General features: G+C 66.1%; 14 protein-coding genes. 11 read left to right on the top strand and 3 right to left on the bottom strand.

The window, feature by feature from the left end; all coding sequences use genetic code 11:
- Window positions 1-73: 73 nt before the first annotated feature.
- From ACFOPI_RS10340 to ACFOPI_RS10315, 6 genes are all read left to right on the top strand, one after another.
- Window positions 74-1147, top strand: a complete 1074-nt coding sequence (locus tag ACFOPI_RS10340) for a BMP family ABC transporter substrate-binding protein (RefSeq protein ID WP_382173566.1) — start codon at window positions 74-76, stop codon at window positions 1145-1147.
- A 65-nt stretch (window positions 1148-1212) separates the two neighbouring features.
- On the top strand, window positions 1213-2487 hold the full coding sequence (gene guaD, locus ACFOPI_RS10335) for a guanine deaminase (protein ID WP_382173565.1): 1275 nt from the start codon (window positions 1213-1215) through the stop codon (window positions 2485-2487).
- Between the two features lie 60 nt (window positions 2488-2547).
- Window positions 2548-3117, top strand: a complete 570-nt coding sequence (gene dcd, locus ACFOPI_RS10330; protein ID WP_066156404.1) for a dCTP deaminase — start codon at window positions 2548-2550, stop codon at window positions 3115-3117.
- Window positions 3118-3297: 180 nt separating this feature from the next.
- Window positions 3298-4401, top strand: coding sequence for a fatty acid desaturase (locus tag ACFOPI_RS10325; protein ID WP_382173563.1), 1104 nt, complete (start codon window positions 3298-3300; stop codon window positions 4399-4401).
- Between the two features lie 114 nt (window positions 4402-4515).
- Complete coding sequence (ypfJ, locus tag ACFOPI_RS10320; RefSeq protein WP_382173561.1) at window positions 4516-5421, top strand: KPN_02809 family neutral zinc metallopeptidase; 906 nt, start codon at window positions 4516-4518, stop codon at window positions 5419-5421.
- Window positions 5422-5489: 68 nt separating this feature from the next.
- Window positions 5490-6956 carry a DEAD/DEAH box helicase gene (locus ACFOPI_RS10315; RefSeq protein WP_382173559.1) on the top strand — a complete coding sequence of 489 codons (1467 nt, stop codon included), beginning with the start codon at window positions 5490-5492 and terminating at the stop codon, window positions 6954-6956.
- A 10-nt stretch (window positions 6957-6966) separates the two neighbouring features.
- Here the strand turns inward: ACFOPI_RS10315 and ACFOPI_RS10310 are convergent, their stop codons facing one another.
- Window positions 6967-7797 carry a symmetrical bis(5'-nucleosyl)-tetraphosphatase gene (locus ACFOPI_RS10310; protein ID WP_382173558.1) on the bottom strand — a complete coding sequence of 277 codons (831 nt, stop codon included), beginning with the start codon at window positions 7795-7797 and terminating at the stop codon, window positions 6967-6969.
- Between the two features lie 9 nt (window positions 7798-7806).
- Here ACFOPI_RS10310 and ACFOPI_RS10305 point away from each other — a divergent pair, with 9 nt between their 5' ends.
- Window positions 7807-9105: a hemolysin family protein gene (locus tag ACFOPI_RS10305; RefSeq protein WP_382173556.1), complete on the top strand. Its 1299-nt coding sequence runs from the start codon at window positions 7807-7809 to the stop codon at window positions 9103-9105.
- On the opposite strand, the gene ACFOPI_RS10300 is transcribed toward ACFOPI_RS10305, so the two are convergent.
- On the bottom strand, window positions 9092-9985 hold the full coding sequence (locus ACFOPI_RS10300) for a LysR family transcriptional regulator (protein ID WP_382173554.1): 894 nt from the start codon (window positions 9983-9985) through the stop codon (window positions 9092-9094). The genes ACFOPI_RS10305 and ACFOPI_RS10300 overlap by 14 nt on opposite strands.
- Window positions 9986-10100: 115 nt before the next feature.
- Here ACFOPI_RS10300 and ACFOPI_RS10295 point away from each other — a divergent pair, with 115 nt between their 5' ends.
- The 4 genes from ACFOPI_RS10295 to ACFOPI_RS10280 are packed head-to-tail and all read left to right on the top strand — an operon-like array spanning window position 10101 to window position 15090.
- Window positions 10101-11522 (top strand): form I ribulose bisphosphate carboxylase large subunit, encoded by a 1422-nt coding sequence (locus ACFOPI_RS10295; RefSeq protein WP_382173552.1) that lies wholly within the window; start codon window positions 10101-10103, stop codon window positions 11520-11522.
- A gap of 33 nt (window positions 11523-11555) precedes the next feature.
- Entirely contained in the window at window positions 11556-11909 is a 354-nt protein-coding gene (locus tag ACFOPI_RS10290; RefSeq protein WP_449272020.1) for a ribulose bisphosphate carboxylase small subunit, read from the top strand.
- 14 nt (window positions 11910-11923) lie between these two features.
- The gene (locus ACFOPI_RS10285) at window positions 11924-12727 is read left to right on the top strand and encodes a CbbQ/NirQ/NorQ/GpvN family protein (protein ID WP_382173550.1); all 804 of its coding nucleotides are present in this window, start codon (window positions 11924-11926) and stop codon (window positions 12725-12727) included.
- A 5-nt stretch (window positions 12728-12732) separates the two neighbouring features.
- Window positions 12733-15090: a nitric oxide reductase activation protein NorD gene (locus tag ACFOPI_RS10280; RefSeq protein WP_382173548.1), complete on the top strand. Its 2358-nt coding sequence runs from the start codon at window positions 12733-12735 to the stop codon at window positions 15088-15090.
- Between the two features lie 10 nt (window positions 15091-15100).
- Here the strand turns inward: ACFOPI_RS10280 and ACFOPI_RS10275 are convergent, their stop codons facing one another.
- Window positions 15101-16180, bottom strand: coding sequence for an ornithine cyclodeaminase (locus ACFOPI_RS10275; RefSeq protein WP_382173546.1), 1080 nt, complete (start codon window positions 16178-16180; stop codon window positions 15101-15103).
- Between the last annotated feature and the right edge of the window lie 125 nt (window positions 16181-16305).

Here is a 16305-nt window from a genome sequence, read left to right as displayed (position 1 = left end):
TCACGCTCCAGCGAGCCGGTGCTTCCCCGGCTCGCTTCTTTTTTGTCTCACGGAAGCCATGTAGAGGACCACCATGTACAAAAACCTCGCTGCCGCGCTCGCGGCCGCCTGTTTTTTCTCCCCCGCTTTCTCCCAATCCACGCCGCCGGTGAAGGCCGCGTTCGTCTACGTCGCACCACTGACCGATGCCGGTTGGGTGCGCCAGCACGACCAGGGCCGCCTGGCCGTGGAGGCAGCGCTGCCCAGTCAGGTCAAGACCAGCTACGTCGAAAACGTGGCCGAGGGTCCGGACGCCGAACGCGTGATCCGCGACCTGGCGATGCAGGGGAACCAGATCATCTTCACCCCCAGCTTCGGCTACATGGAGCCCACGCTGAAGGTCGCGCGCGAGTTCCCGAACGTGAAGTTCGAGTCGGTCACCGGCTACAAGACCGCGCCCAATGTGGCCACATCGAACGCGCGCTACTACGAAGGCCGGTACCTGGCCGGCATCGCCGCCGGGCGCATGGCCACGCAGGCCGGCTACGTGGCGGGCTTCCCCATTCCCGAGGTGCTGCAGGGCATCAACGCTTTCACCTTGGGCATGCGTTCGGTCAATCCCCAGGCCACGGTGCGTGTCGTGTTCCTCGGTGAGTGGTTCAACCCGCCGCGCGAGCGCGACGCGGCCATGACGCTGATGAACCAGGGTGCCGAGGTGCTGGCCTTCCACACCGGGTCGAATGCGGTGATGGTGGCCGCGCAGGAGCGCGGCAAGCTGGCTGTGGCCTACCACTCCGACATGCGCAAGGTCGCGCCCGACGCGCAGGTGGCTGCCGTCACCCACCAGTGGGGCGACTACTACACCCGCCGCGTCAAGGCGGTGCTGGATGGCAGCTGGAAGAGCGCACAGGTCTGGGGTGGTGTGCGTGAGGGCATGATCCGCGTCGACAGCTTTGGCAGCAAGGTGCCGGCCGCCGTGCAGAGCGAGGTGATGGCGCGTCAGAAGGACATGGCGGCGGGCCAGCTGGCCGTGTTCAGCGGCGGCAAGGCTGGCGTGAAGGACAACGAGGGCAAGACTGTGATCGCCGCCGGACAGGCGCTGGACGATGGCGCCATCCTGGGCATGAAGTGGCTGGTCGAGGGCGTGGCGACGAAACTGCCACGCTGAACACATGGTGTGCATTCGTTTGGCGGTATGTCGCCGCGCGCGCTTGCGGCTAAGCTGTCGGCTTCATGAAAGCCTACCGCGCCGCCCTTCTTCGATTTGATGACCATGGCCAGCCGCTGTACGACCGCGACGGCCTGCTGGTGGTCGGCCCCGACGCCAGCGGCCGCCGCGTGGTGCGCGCCTCCGGCAGCCATGGCGCGCTGATTGACCGCTTCGCCGGTGTGGCCGTCGAAGACCTGCGTGGTCACCTGATCGCGCCGGGCTTCATCGACCTGCACGTGCACTACCCGCAGACCGACGTGATCGGCGCGCCGGCCGCCGGCCTGCTGCCATGGCTGGAGAACTACACCTTCCCCCACGAAAGCCGTTTTGCCGACAAGGCCTACGCCCGCTGCGTGGCCGACTTCTTCTTCGACGAGCTGGCCCGCCACGGCGTGACCACCGCGCTGACCTTCGCTACCTCGCACTCCGCGTCGGTGGACGCTGCCTTCGAAGCCGCGCAGGCGCGGGGTCTGCGCTTTATCACCGGCAAGGTGCTGCAGGACCGCCACAGCCCCGACGGTGTGCGCGATGAGACCGAGCAGAGCCTCGTTGACACCGAAGCACTGATCCGGCGCTGGCACGGCGTGGACCGGCTGGGCTACGCCATCACCCCGCGCTTTGCGCCCACCAGCACCGACGCCCAGCTGCGCGGCGCCGGCGAGCTGGCCGCGAAATACGCGGAGGTGTGGATCCAGTCCCACGTGGCGGAGAACCGAGACGAGGTGCGCTGGGTGGCCGAGCTCTACCCACAGGCGCGCAGCTATCTGGGGGTGTACGGCGACTTCGGCCTGCTGCGCGAGCGTGCGGTCTACGCCCACTGCATCCACCTGGACACGCACGACCGCATTCTGATGCGCGAGACCGGCGCCGCTGCCGCCGTCAGCCCGACCAGCAACCTGTTTCTGGGCAGCGGCTTCTTCGACTACGCCGCGGCCGACGCGGCCGGCATGCGCTACGGCTTGGCCAGCGATGTGGGTGGGGGCACCAGTTTCTCGCCCTTCCACACCATGCTCTCCGCCTACTACATCGGGCGGGAAGGGCACACCAAGCCCGGCCTGAGCCTGTCGCCTGGCCAGCTCTGGTGGCAGCACACCGCGGGCGCAGCGCGTGCGCTGGGGCTCGAAGGCGTGGTGGGCAACCTGACGCCTGGGCACGAAGCCGATTTCGTGGTGCTGAACCCGAAGGCCACGCCGCTGCTGGCCCGCAAGACCACGCAGGCCGATTCGCTGGACGAACTGCTGTTTGCGCTGATCGTGCTCGGCGATGACCGGTTGGTGGCGCGGGTTCACACGGCTTGACGCGTTGCAAGACCGGCCTCCCGCCGATCCCTACAATCCGGGGCCAACCGGAGCACACACATGAGCATCAAGAGCGACAAATGGATCCGCCGCATGGCCGAGCAGCACGGCATGATCGAGCCTTTCGAGCCGGGCCAGATCCGGCAGAACGCCGCGGGCCAGAAGATCGTCAGCTACGGCACCAGCAGCTACGGTTACGACATCCGCTGCGCACCCGAGTTCAAGGTCTTCACCAACATCCACAGCACGGTGGTGGACCCGAAGAACTTCGACGAGAAGAGCTTCGTTGACATCAATTCCGACGTCTGCATCATCCCGCCCAACAGCTTCGCGCTGGCCCGCACGGTGGAGTACTTCCGCATCCCGCGCAGCGTGTTGACCATTTGCCTCGGCAAGAGCACCTACGCCCGCTGCGGCATCATCGTCAACGTCACACCCTTCGAACCCGAGTGGGAGGGCTATGTGACACTGGAGTTTTCCAACACCACCCCGCTGCCAGCCAAGATCTACGCCGGTGAAGGCTGCGCCCAGGTGCTGTTCTTCGAAAGCGACGAGGTCTGCGAGACCAGCTACAAGGACCGCGGCGGCAAGTACCAGGGACAGGTCGGCGTGACCCTGCCCAAGACCTGAGGCCAGGGGCGGCTAGAGGGAAATGCCCACTTTTTCCCCTTGACTTTTGTCAGGCAGGTTTCATCGGTGCCAGATAAAATCAGTGAGTTTTTGTGATTCGCGCCCAAATGCGCGCCCGATTGGCGCCGTTTCGGCGGTTCTTGGTGCCCGCCAGCCGGGTGTTCGCTCCTCCTGATCAGCATGTCCGATTCCTCCGCCGCCGCTTCTTCGCCCGAACCGATTCCCCTCGGTCAGCCCTTGCCGCACCGCAAGGTGATCCGGGGTTGGCTGACGCCAATCGCCGAGCAGCGTACGGCCATGGGCATTGTTCTGCTGACCATCGACTGGGCGGTGTTCCTGGCACTCATCGTCGGCACGGTGCTGCTGGACGCCTGGTGGGCCAAGTTGCTGTGTGGTCTGGCCGCCGGCTTCGTGATCGGTCGCCTGTTCATCATCGGCCACGACGCCTGCCACCAGAGCTACACCCCGCACCGGGGCCTGAACCGCATCCTGGGCCGCATTGCCATGGTGCCCTCGCTGACGCCCTACAGCCTGTGGGAAGTCGGCCACAACGTGGTGCACCACGGTTATACCAACCTCAAGGGCGTCGACTTTGTCTGGGCTCCGCTGACCAAGGAAGAATTTGAGGGGCTGACGCCGGGCCGCCGGCTCATGGAGCGCATCTACCGCAGCGGCTGGGGGCCGGCGCTGTACTACCTGGTCGAGATGTGGTGGAACCGCATGTACTTCCCGCGCAAGACCTACATGGGCACCAGCCGCCCCGAGTTCACCCGCGATGGCGTGTTCGTGACGGTCTACGCCGCGCTGTGGATCGCCGCACTGATTGGTGCGGCCTATGCCACCGAGCAGTCGGCCTGGGCTTTGGTGGGTTACGGTTTCGTCATCCCGTTCCTGTTCTGGAACGCGATGATCGGGTTTGTGGTTTACGTGCACCACACCCACACCGCTGTGCAGTGGCACGACGACAAGCACGCCTGGGCCAAGGCCGCGCCGTTTGTCTCTACCACCGTGCACCTGACCTTCCCGATGAAGATCGGCGCCCTGATGCACCACATCATGGAACACACGGCGCACCATGTGGACATGAGCGTGCCGCTGTACAAGCTCAAGAACGCCCAGAAGCTGCTGGAAGATACCCTGCCAGGCCGCATCATCATCCAGCGCTTTTCCTGGCGCTGGTACTTCGAGACCGCGCGCAAGTGCAAGCTCTACGACTTCACTCGCCGTTGCTGGACCGATTTCCAGGGCCGTCCGACCAGCGATTTCAAGCCGGCTGTGGCCTGAAATCCTCAGTCTCGGTACTTTCTCAAGCGCTGCCTCGGCAGCGCTTTTTGTTGCTGCTTTCGTTCGCATAATGTCGCGGTGGCCCGCCGCCGGCGGCTCCCGAGGAGCAGCACCATGAAATGGGAAAACAACCGCCAGTCTGACAACATCGAGGACCGCCGCAACCAGCCGGGGGGCGGCATGTTCGGCGGTGGCGCGCCGCGCCATGTGGGCGGACGTGGCATCGGGTTCGGCACCATCGTGATCGCGCTGATCGCGGGCTGGATTTTCGGCATCAATCCGCTGACCATCCTGGGTGCTCTGGGTGGCGGTGGCGAGCTGGTGTCCAGCTCCACGCAGACCGCGCCGGCCCCGGCGGGGAGCACCGACAGGCCCGACGACGAGATGGGGCGCTTCGTCTCTTCCGTGCTGGCCGGCACCGAAGACGTCTGGACGGCGGTGTTCCAGCAGGGTGGCGCCCAGTACCAGGAGCCCCGGCTGGTGCTGTTCCGGGGTGCGACACCCACGGCCTGCGGCACGGGGCAGTCCGCCATGGGTCCGTTCTACTGCCCGGGCGACCAGAAGGTCTACATCGACCTGAGCTTCTACGACACCCTGCGGCGCCAGCTGGGAGCACCGGGCGATTTTGCCCAGGCCTATGTGATTGCACACGAGGTGGGTCACCATGTGCAGAACCAGATGGGCCTGACGGACAAGATGGAGCAGGCCCGGCGCCGTGTCAGCGAGCGCGAATACAACGCGCTGTCGGTGCGCTTGGAACTGCAGGCCGATTGTTTTGCGGGCATCTGGGCCCACCACAACCACAAGAGCAAAGCGATCCTGGAGCCCGGCGATGTGGAAGAGGCACTGAACGCGGCGGCCGCCATCGGCGACGACGCCCTGCAGCGCAAGAGTCAGGGCATGGTGGTGCCCGACAGCTTCACCCACGGCACCAGCGAACAGCGCCAGCGCTGGTTCCACAAGGGGCTGGAAACTGGCAGCGTACAAGCCTGCGACACCTTCAACACCCGGGCCCTCTGAGCGCCGCTGCCCAACTTTTGGGCAGCCAGGGGTCGAAGTGAGACAATAGCGGGCTAACCCGAAAGTCCATGACCCAATCCTTTTCCGAACTCCAGCTCTCGCCCAACCTCGCCCGTGCCATCGCGGAAATGGGCTACGAGAGCATGACGCCCATCCAGGCGCAGGCCATTCCGGTCGTGCTGCAGGGACGCGATGTGATGGGCGCCGCTCAGACCGGCACCGGCAAGACCGCCGCCTTCTCGCTGCCGCTGCTGCAGCGCATGCTCAAGCACGAAAACGCCTCCACCTCGCCTGCACGCCACCCGGTGCGCGCCCTGGTGCTGCTGCCCACGCGCGAGCTGGCTGACCAGGTGGCCGACCAGATCAAGCAGTACGCCAAATACACCCAGCTGCGCAGCACGGTGGTGTTCGGCGGCATGGATATGAAGCCGCAGACCATCGAGCTCAAAAAGGGCGTCGAGGTGCTGGTGGCCACGCCCGGCCGCTTGCTGGACCACATCGAGGCCAAGAACTGCGTGCTCAACCAGGTCGAGTACGTGGTGCTCGATGAGGCCGACCGCATGCTGGACATCGGCTTCCTGCCCGACCTGCAGCGCATCCTGAGCTACCTGCCCAAAACCCGCACCACGCTGCTGTTCTCGGCCACCTTCTCGCCCGAGATCAAGCGCCTGGCCAGCAGCTACCTGCAGGACCCGATCACCATCGAAGTTGCGCGGTCCAACGCCACAGCCTCCACAGTGGAGCAGCATTTCTACCGCGTGGACGACGACGACAAGCGCCAGACGCTCAAGCAGATCGTCAAAGAGCGCGGCGTGACGCAGGCCTTCGTCTTCGTCAACAGCAAGCTCGGCTGCGCGCGCCTGGCCCGGTCGCTGGAACGCGAGGGCTTGAAGACCACGGCCCTGCACGGCGACAAGAGCCAGGACGAGCGCCTGAAGGCGCTGGACGCCTTCAAGAAGGGTGAAGTCGACCTGCTGGTCTGTACCGACGTGGCCGCGCGCGGTCTGGACATCAAGGATGTGCCGGCGGTGTTCAACTTCGACATCCCGTTCAACGCCGAGGACTATGTGCACCGCATCGGCCGCACGGGCCGCGCCGGTGCCTCGGGTCTGGCCGTGTCCTTTGTCAGTGGCAAGGACACGCGCCTGATGGCCGACATCGAGAAGCTGATCGGCAAGAAATTCGAGCTCGAAGCCCTGGAGCTGGAGGCCGATCGCAAGCCGGCGGGCCGTTTCAACGATGGCCAGCGTGCCTGGCGCGAGGGCGACGACGAAGGACGCCGAGAGATTCGTCAGGCCCGCGAAGCGCGCGAGCCGCGTGAGCCGCGAGAAGACCGCCGTGCGTCGCGTCCGGTGCGAGCGCCTGCTGATCCTCTGTTCGACAAGCCCTACGAGCCCGCCCTGGCGGAAGACGAGAAGCCGTCCTGGGAGATGCAGGCCAAACCGGCTGCCACCAGTCGCTTGTCGCCCAACATCAAAACCCGCAAGAAGGTGCCGGCGCTGTTCAAGGCCTCGGCGCCGGCGGAAAACACCTGAGCCGGGCGGCTCAGGCCCCCGGCTTCTGGGCCTGTGCGCAACGGACGCTGATGCGTTCGGCGTCGCCGCCGGGCCCGATGCGGGCTGCTGTCAGGCAACCGCCCCACACGCAGCCGGTGTCCAGCGCCAGCAGATCGTGGCGCTGCACGTTGCCGAGCGTGGACCAGTGGCCGAACGCGATGCGGGTGTCCTCACTGCGCCGCTGCGGTACCTCGAACCACGGCATGAAGCCAGAAGGCGCTGACGCCGCGCTGTCCTTGGTCTCGAACTCCATCACGCCGTCGGCGCTGCAGAAACGCAGCCGCGTGAGCGCGTTCACGATCACCCTCAGTCGGTCGAGACCGTGGAGCTGCTCGTTCCACTGGTCGGGCCGGTTGCCGTACATGTTGTGCAGGAACACGCCCCAGTCCGGTCCGCGCAGCTCGCTTTCGAGTTCGGCTGCCAAAGCCAGGGTCTGCGCTGCGTCCCACTGTGGCAGCAGGCCCGCATGCACCATCAGCCAGCCCTGCATCTGCAGCGCCAGAGGACGTGCGCGCAACCAGTCGAGCAAGGTCGCCCGGTCGGGAGCCTGCAGGATCTCGTCCAGCGTGTCGCTGCGGTGCGGCTTGCGCACGCCGTGCGCGACCGCCAGCAGGTGCAGGTCGTGGTTGCCCAGCAGGCAGTGCGCGCTGCCCTCCAGCGCGATCATGCGGCGAAGCACCGCCAGCGACTGCGGCCCACGGTTGACCAGATCGCCCAGCAGCACCAGTGTGTCGCGGCTGGGTGAAAACGCGATTTCGTCGAGCAGGCGGCCCAGAGCCTCGTCGCAGCCCTGCACGTCGCCGATCAGGTAAAGTGCCATCGCCCGATTATGGATACCCTGCTGATTCTCTTTCTCACGCTGCTCAACGGCGCGTTCGCGATGTCCGAGATGTCCCTGGCGGCCAGCCGGAAGGCGCGCCTGGCGGCGATGGCAGAGGTGGGTGACAAGGGCGCACAGACGGCGCTGCACCTGCTGGAACACCCGACGCAGTTTTTGTCGTCGGTGCAGGTGGGTATCACCTCCATTGGCATGCTCAACGGCATTGTTGGGGAGGCGGCGTTCAGCGACGACCTTTCGGCCTGGATTCGCGGTTTCGGCGTGGCCGACGGCACTGCCCAGGGTGTGGCCACCGGCATCGTGGTGGCGGTCATCACCTTCGTGACCATCGTGTTCGGCGAACTGGTGCCCAAGCGCATCGGTCAGCTCTATCCGGAGACGGTGGCCCGCTGGGTCTCGCGCCCCATGGCCTATGTCGCCAAGGGGGCCAAGCCTTTTGTCTGGCTGCTCACCCACACCACGCAATGGGTGCTCAAGCTGCTGCGCATCGACACCAGCGCGCAGCAGATCGTGACCGAAGAGGAAATCAACGCCAGCCTGGAAGAGGGCGTGGACGCCGGCATCATCGAGGCGCACGAGCACCAGATGGTGCGCAATGTGTTCCTGCTCGATGACCGTCAGCTGATCTCGATCATGGTGCCGCGCGCCGACATCCATTGGCTGGACGCCGCCGACAGCATTGAGGGCGCCGCGACCCAGGCCTGGTCGGTGGGGCACTCGTGGTACCCGGTGTGCCGCGGTGGGCTGGACGATGTGGTGGGCGTGATCCACCTGCCCCGCCTGCTGGCCTTGCGCGAGGCGGGCACGGCCGGGACCATCGGCGAGCATGCCCAACCCGCGACCTTCGTGCCCGAGACACTGACCGGCATGGAGCTGCTGGAGCAGTTCCGTGAGCGCGCCACGCGCATGGCCTTCGTGGTGGACGAGTACGGCGTGGTCCAGGGCCTCATGACGCCACTGGACCTGCTCGAGGCAATCACGGGCGAGCTGTCGCCCGAGCGGCCGGTAGACGCCTGGGCCACACCCCAGGTCGACGGCTCCTGGCGCGTGGACGGTGCCATGCCCGTGGCCGAGCTCAAGGCCCGCCTGGGCATCGATGCGCTGCCGGACGAGGACAAGGGTCGCTACAACACTGTGGCCGGCCTCATGCAGGCCGAAGCCGGCCAGTTGCTCGCGCAAGGCGAGGGCGTCGACTGCGCGGGTTGGCACTTCGAGGTGATCAAGCTCGAAGGCCGTCGCATCGACCAGGTGCGCATCAGCCCCTTGGCACAACCCCTCACCGATGGGTGAACAGCCAGTCCTTGAAGGCCTGAGCCGCCGCTGACAGGCGCTTGCCGCGCGGCACCACCACGTGCCAGCGGCGGATGAGCGGGAAGCCCCTCACGTCCAGCTGAACCAGCTCGCCCAGCGCGAGCTCCGCCGTCACCGTGTGGGCCGACAGCACGGCCAGGCCCAGGCCACCGGCCACGGTCTGCTTGATCGCCTCGTTGCTGCCCACCTCCAGCCGGTTCTTCAGTGCGATGCCGTGGTCGGCAAAGAACTTCTCAGATGTCAGGCGCGTACCCGAACCGGGTTCGCGCAGGATGAACGGCTCGTTCCTCAGCCGCTCGGGAGCGATGCGTTTTTTGCCCACGAGAGGGTGGTCGGACGGCGCCACCAGCACCAGCGGGTTGTCGGCAAAGGCCTCGCTGACCACGTCCATCTGCTCGGGGGGCTGACCCATGATGTAGAGATCGTCCTCGTTGCCCGCCAGGCGCTGCAGCAGCTTCTCGCGGTTGCCTACCACCATTGCCACGTCGATGCCCGGGTGCGCCGCGCAGAAGCCGCCGAGCAGCTTGGGCACGGTGTACTTCACCGTGGTGAGGATGGCCAGTTTGACGCTGCCGCGTTCCACGCCCTGCAGCGCGGCGAGGTCTTCGCCCAGCCGCTCCATGCGCGCCTCGATGTCCTCGCAGGCCGCGGCCAGCGTTCGGCCCGCGGCTGTCAGGTAAATCTTCTTGCCCAGCTGCTCGAACAGCGGCTGCCCCACCGATTCCGACAGCTGTTTGACCTGCAGCGAGAGCGTGGGCGGCGAGAGGTGCAGCGCCTCGGCGGCGCGCGCGAAGCTGCTGTGTTGCGCGACGGCGTGAAAGATGCGCAGCTGGTGCAGGGTGGCGTGGCGCAGGCTCACGGAGCTTCCATTATGTTTTGGAAAACAGAACGTAATCGTCAGAACATTTTACTTTTATTTATTGGTCACGAGGCCAAGAATCCGCTCCATTCCCACCCAACCAGGAGCAATGCAGATGGCGACGAAAACCTACAACGCGGGCGTCAAGGAGTACCGCAGCACGTACTGGGAGCCCCACTACACCCCCAAGGACACCGACATCCTCGCGTGCTTCAAGATCACGCCGCAGGCTGGCGTGGACCGTGAGGAGGTGGCCGCCGCCGTGGCGGCCGAATCGTCCACCGGCACCTGGACCACGGTCTGGACCGACCTGCTGACCGACCTGGACTACTACAAGGGCCGCGCCTACCGCATCGAGGACGTGCCCGGAGACGACACCTGCTTCTACGCCTTTGTGGCCTATCCGATCGACCTGTTCGAAGAGGGCTCGGTGGTCAACGTGCTGACCTCGCTGGTGGGCAACGTGTTCGGCTTCAAGGCCCTGCGCGCCCTGCGCCTGGAAGACGTGCGCTTCCCGATCGCCTATGTGAAGACCTGCGGCGGCCCGCCCCACGGCATCCAGGTCGAGCGCGACATCATGAACAAGTACGGCCGCCCGCTGTTGGGCTGCACCATCAAGCCCAAGCTGGGCCTGTCGGGCAAGAACTACGGCCGCGCGGTTTACGAGTGCCTGCGCGGTGGCCTGGACTTCACCAAGGACGACGAGAACGTCAACAGCCAGCCCTTCATGCGCTGGCGCCAGCGCTTCGACTTCGTGCAGGAGGCGATCGAGAAGGCCGAACGCGAGACCGGCGAGCGCAAGGGCCACTACCTGAACGTGACCGCGCCGACGCCCGAAGAGATGTACAAGCGCGCCGAATACGCCAAGGAACTGGGCGCGCCGATCATCATGCACGACTACCTGACCGGTGGCCTGTGCGCCAACACCGGCCTGGCCAACTGGTGCCGCGACAACGGCATGCTGCTGCACATCCACCGCGCCATGCACGCCGTGCTCGACCGCAATCCGCACCACGGCATCCACTTCCGCGTGCTGACCAAGGTGCTGCGCCTCTCGGGCGGTGACCACCTGCACTCCGGCACCGTGGTGGGCAAGCTTGAAGGCGACCGCGCCTCGACGCTGGGCTGGATCGACATCATGCGCGACAGCTTCATCAAGGAAGACCGCAGCCGCGGCATCTTCTTCGACCAGGACTTCGGCTCCATGCCGGGCGTGATGCCGGTGGCCTCGGGCGGCATCCATGTCTGGCACATGCCGGCGCTGGTCAACATCTTCGGCGACGACTCGGTGCTGCAGTTCGGCGGCGGCACGCTGGGCCACCCCTGGGGCAACGCCGCCGGTGCCGCCGCCAACCGCGTGGCGCTGGAGGCCTGTGTGAAGGCACGCAACGAAGGTGTGGCGGTGGAGAAGGAGGGCAAGTCCGTGCTGCTGGAAGCTGCCGAGCACTCGCCCGAACTGCGCATCGCCATGGAGACCTGGAAAGAAATCAAGTTCGAGTTCGACACCGTGGACAAGCTCGACATCGCCCACAAGTGAACCCGCAACCCCGCCATTGAAAGGACAACCACCATGAGCATGCAGGACTACCACAGCCGCCTCTCCGACCCCGCCAGCCGCAAGTTCGAGACCTTCTCCTACCTGCCCGCGATGAGCCAGGAGGAGATCCGCAAGCAGGTCGCGTACATCGTCGGCAAGGGCTGGAACCCGGCCATCGAACACACCGAGCCGCAGTACCTGATGGACTCGTACTGGTACATGTGGAAGCTGCCGATGTTCGGCGAGACCGACATCGACCGCATCCTGGCCGAGGCCGAGGCTTGCCACAAGGCCAACCCGGACAACCACGTGCGCCTGATCGGTTACGACAACTTCTCGCAGTCGCAAGGAGCGTCGATGGTGATCTACCGCGGAAAGACCGTTTGAACCGGAGGGGCCCCATGAGCGAAACACTGGACGCCTACCGCATTGCCGCGCAGCCCTACTACCGCTGCGTGGCGGACGAAGTGGCGCTGTTCGAGGCGGCCTATTCGGTGCGCATGCCCATGATGCTCAAGGGCCCCACCGGCTGCGGCAAGACTCGCTTCGTTGAATACATGGCCTGGAAGCTCAGCAAGCCGCTGATCACCGTGGCCTGCAACGAAGACATGACCGCGTCCGACCTGGTCGGCCGCTACCTGCTCGACGCCAACGGCACGCGCTGGCAGGACGGCCCGCTGGCCATGGCTGCGCGGCACGGCGCCATCTGCTACCTCGACGAAGTCGTCGAGGCGCGGCAGGACACCACCGTGGTCATCCACCCGCTGACCGACAACCGCCGCGTGCTGCCGCTGGAAAAGAAGGGCGAACTGATCAAGGCACACCCCGACTTCCAGATCGTCATCTCCTACAACCCGGGTTACCAGAGCCTGATGAAGGACTTGAAGCAGTCCACCAAACAGCGCTTCGGCGCGCTGGACTTCAACTACCCCGACCACGCCATCGAGGTCGAGATAGTGGCGCATGAGACCGGCGTCCAGCCCGACGTGGCGGACAAGCTGGTCGGCATCGCCGAGCGCGCGCGCAACCTCAAGGGCCATGGCCTGGACGAAGGCATTTCCACGCGCATGCTGATCTACGCGGGCAGCCTGATCGCGCAGGGCGTGGCCGTGCAGGCCGCGTGCCGTGTGGCCTTGGTGCGCCCGATCACGGACGACCCGGACATGCGCGACGCGCTCGACGCCGCGGTTTCTACGTTCTTTTGATCGCCATGAGCGTCCACCTGAACGACCACGCCGAGTGGATCGATCAGCTCGATCCGGCCTCGCGCGAGCGGCTGGAACACAGCTGGTCCGACGCCACCAAGGTGTTCTCGGCGCGCGGGCTGGACAACTACGTCAAGGGCGCGGCTGCGCTGCGCGGCCTGGGGCGGGGCGATGAACTGGTCAATGCTTGGATCGATGGCGCACCACAAGTGGCGCGCGAGGTGGGTGAAGACGTGGTGGGTGAACTCGCCACCACCGCCCTCATGCTCGCGTCCAAGACCTCCGGCGCGGTGATCGAACTGGTTCTCGCCACCGCTCCCACCGCCGCGCGCCGCCTGGCCGATGGCTCGCTGTTCCTGCAGTACCTGCAGTTTCTCAACACGCTGGTGGCGCAGGCGCCGCGCGGCCTGCGCCCCATGCTGGGCCAGCTGGATGCGCTGTTCGGCCAGCTCACGCTGGGTGGCCTGCGGCGCTGGGCCACCTGGGGCGCGCAGGCGCACCGCACGAATTACGAAGAACAGATCGCCTACTTCGGCCTGCAGTCCAAAGAGTCGCTGGCCATGCTGCAGAAAGAGCGTAAGGGCACGCTGCTGGTGGACGTGCAGCGGCGCATCAACATGTACTTGCGCGCGCTCTGGGGGCGGGACTTCTTCATGCGGCCGACGGCGGGCGACTACGAGAGCCGCGAGGGCTACCGCCCCTTCATCGAGGACTGGTTCATTCACCTGCCCGACGCCTACGATGCGGTGAACGGCAACGACGGCGTCGTGGACGCCACCGAGCTCTACCGCGCCGCCGCCGCGCACGCCGCCGCGCACGTGGTGTTCACCCGCCGGCCGATCTCGGCCGAGTCGCTGAACTCCTGGCAGATGGCGCTGATCGGTCTTGTGGAGGACGCACGCGTGGAAGCCCTGACACTGGCGCGCTTTCCCGGTTTGCGCCCGCTTTGGGCGCAACTGCACACCGTTCAGACCATACAAGACAAGACGGCGGGGGACTGGCTCAATCGCCTGGCGCGTGCCTTGCTCGACCCCGCCTACGATGAAATCCACCCCTGGATCGCCCAAGGCCGTGCGCTGTTCACCGACTCCTGGCCGCGCCTGCAGGCGGACCCCTACGACAACACCGTGTCCTGGGACATCGGCGTTCAACTCGCGCACAGCTACCATGAGCTCACGCAAGGCCCGGCGTTCCAGCCACGCACCGATCTTCAGACCGCGGCCTACCGGGACGACAACCGCTACTTCTGGGCCTTCGACGGTTTCGACTTCGAGCGTTCCATCGCCGCCGGCTACGAGCCGCCGCAGCAGCTGCGCAAACAGGTCAACCTGATGGAGTTCGTCAACGAGCTGGAGGTGGAAGGTGCCGGCGACGACGCGCAGGAAATCTGGGTGCTGGGCACCGAGCTGTTTCCGTACGAAGACCTGGGCGTGTCCTTCAATGAAAGTGAAGGTCGCGAGCCGGTGCTGCCGCCGGTGCACTACGGCGAGTGGGACCACCTGATCCAGCTTGAACGCCCGGCCTGGGCCACGGTGCAGGAGCGCCGCCCCAAGGCCGGCGACGCGGCGGTGATCGACGGCATCCTGACCGAACACCGGCGCCTGATCGGCCGCATGAAATACATCCTGGACGCCATGCAGCCGCAAGGCGTGCAGCGCATCCGCAAGCTCGAAGACGGTGACGAGATCGACCTGAACGCCGCCCTCGCTTCACTCACCGACTTGCGCATGGGTCGCCAGCCCGACCCGCGCATCATGATGCGCAGCGTGCGCAAGACGCGCGACATCTCGGTGCTGGTGCTGCTGGATTTGTCGCAATCCACGAATGACAAGGTGGCGGGTCAGGAGCACACCGTACTGGACCTCACGCGCTCCGCCTGTGCGTTGCTGGCCGACGCGATCCAGAAGGTGGGCGACCCGTTCGCCATCCATGGCTTCTGCTCCGACGGCCGCCACGATGTGAACTACTGGCGCTTCAAGGACTTCGATCAGCCCTACGACGAGGTGGCCAAGGCGCGGCTGGCCGGCATGGAAGGGCAGCTGTCCACCCGGATGGGCGCAGCGATCCGCCACGCCACGGCCGCGCTCAAGGCGCAGCGCAGCAGCAAGAAGCTGCTGCTGGTGATCACCGACGGCGAGCCGGCCGATGTGGACGTGCGCGACCCGCAGTACCTGCGCCACGACACCAAAAAGGCGGTGGAAGAGGCGGGCCGCAACGGTGTGATCACCTACTGCATGAGCCTGGACCCGCGTGCGGATCAGTACGTCAGCCGCATCTTCGGCGCGCGCAACTACCTGGTGGTGGACAAGGTGGAGCGCTTGCCGGAGAAGCTGCCGGTGCTGTATGCGGGGCTGACGCGCTGAGCGGCGGGACTCAGGCCGCCACGGCGGCTGTGGCCCGCAGCGAACCGAACAGGTTCTTGGGGTCGGACAGTTGCGGCACCAGGGCGATGCGCTCGCCCAGGCCCAGGCTCTCGGCGGTCTGCTGCATGAAGCGCAGGGCCGAGAAGTCCTCCAGCGCGAAGCCGACCGAGTCGAACACGGTGACCTGATCTGCACCATCGCGGCCGCTGCGCTCGCCGAGCAGCACCTGCCAGAACTCGGTGACGGCGAAGTCCGCGCCCTTGTGCTGGATCTCGCCCTCGATGCGCGACTGCGGCTCGTATTCCACGAACACCTTGGCCGCGTCGAGGATGTCGCCGTGCAGCTCGGTCTTGCCCGGGCAGTCGCCACCCACCGCGTTGAGGTGCATGCCGGGCTCGATCATCTCGGGCGTGAGGATCAGCGCGTTGCGTTTGTCGGCGGTGACGGTGGTCACGATGTCGGCGCCCTTCACCGCCTCGGCGGTGCTGGCGCAGACGGTGATGCGCAGGCCGCTGCCCTGCAGGTTGGCCACCAGTTTGGCGCTGGCGGCCGGGTCCACGTCGTAGAGCCGCAGCTCAGTGATGCCCAGCAGGTGCTGGAAGGCCAGGGCCTGGAACTCGCTCTGTGCGCCGTTGCCGATCAGCGCCATCACTCGGCTGCCCGGGCGGGCCAGCACCTGTGCGGCCAGTGCCGACATGGCGGCGGTACGCAATGCGGTGGTCAGCGTCAGCTCGCTCAGGAACAGCGGTGCGCCGGTGGCCACGTCGGCCAGCACACCGAAGGCCATCACGGTGGACAGGCCCAGGCGTGTGTTGCCCGGGTGGCCGTTGACGTACTTGAAGCTGTAGCGCTGCGCGTCGGCCACTGGCATCAGCTCGATCACGCCGACGTCGGAATGCGCGGCCACGCGGGCGGTCTTGTCGAAATCGGCCCAGCGCATGAAGTCGGCGTGGATGTTGTGTGCGATGGCTTCGACGCAGCGGGCCACGCCCTGGCGGCGCACCAGTTCGGCGGCTTCGGTTGCGCCCAGGTAGAGCGTGCCTGCCTCCACGAAGCGGGCGAGGTCGGGGTTGTGAACGGTGGTTTTCATGGCTTGTCTCCGGGCAGCACAGGGGGAGCTGGCAGTGTGGAGGAGGGCTGCGGCAATGAAAACCGCCAAAAATGTACTGAAACGGCAGAAAATCCATCACATCGACAGATTTCGCTGACGTTTTG

Origin of the sequence: Hydrogenophaga luteola, from assembly GCF_042648585.1 — a bacterium.
Classification (GTDB): domain Bacteria; phylum Pseudomonadota; class Gammaproteobacteria; order Burkholderiales; family Burkholderiaceae_C; genus Hydrogenophaga; species Hydrogenophaga luteola.
The sequence above is the reverse complement of the archived record's forward strand: the minus strand, read 5'-3'. Positions and strand labels throughout refer to the sequence as shown.

Excerpts from the sequence above, each read along its gene's own strand:
- ACFOPI_RS10340 (WP_382173566.1), top strand. The coding sequence starts at position 74 with ATGTACAAAAACCTCGCTGCCGCGCTCGCGGCCGCCTGTTTTTTCTCC.
- guaD (WP_382173565.1), top strand. The coding sequence starts at position 1,213 with ATGAAAGCCTACCGCGCCGCCCTTCTTCGATTTGATGACCATGGCCAG.
- dcd (WP_066156404.1), top strand. The coding sequence starts at position 2,548 with ATGAGCATCAAGAGCGACAAATGGATCCGCCGCATGGCCGAGCAGCAC.
- ACFOPI_RS10325 (WP_382173563.1), top strand. The coding sequence starts at position 3,298 with ATGTCCGATTCCTCCGCCGCCGCTTCTTCGCCCGAACCGATTCCCCTC.
- ypfJ (WP_382173561.1), top strand. The coding sequence starts at position 4,516 with ATGAAATGGGAAAACAACCGCCAGTCTGACAACATCGAGGACCGCCGC.
- ACFOPI_RS10315 (WP_382173559.1), top strand. The coding sequence starts at position 5,490 with ATGACCCAATCCTTTTCCGAACTCCAGCTCTCGCCCAACCTCGCCCGT.
- ACFOPI_RS10310 (WP_382173558.1), bottom strand. The coding sequence starts at position 7,797 with ATGGCACTTTACCTGATCGGCGACGTGCAGGGCTGCGACGAGGCTCTG.
- ACFOPI_RS10305 (WP_382173556.1), top strand. The coding sequence starts at position 7,807 with ATGGATACCCTGCTGATTCTCTTTCTCACGCTGCTCAACGGCGCGTTC.
- ACFOPI_RS10295 (WP_382173552.1), top strand. The coding sequence starts at position 10,101 with ATGGCGACGAAAACCTACAACGCGGGCGTCAAGGAGTACCGCAGCACG.
- ACFOPI_RS10290 (WP_449272020.1), top strand. The coding sequence starts at position 11,556 with ATGAGCATGCAGGACTACCACAGCCGCCTCTCCGACCCCGCCAGCCGC.
- ACFOPI_RS10285 (WP_382173550.1), top strand. The coding sequence starts at position 11,924 with ATGAGCGAAACACTGGACGCCTACCGCATTGCCGCGCAGCCCTACTAC.
- ACFOPI_RS10280 (WP_382173548.1), top strand. The coding sequence starts at position 12,733 with ATGAGCGTCCACCTGAACGACCACGCCGAGTGGATCGATCAGCTCGAT.
- ACFOPI_RS10275 (WP_382173546.1), bottom strand. The coding sequence starts at position 16,180 with ATGAAAACCACCGTTCACAACCCCGACCTCGCCCGCTTCGTGGAGGCA.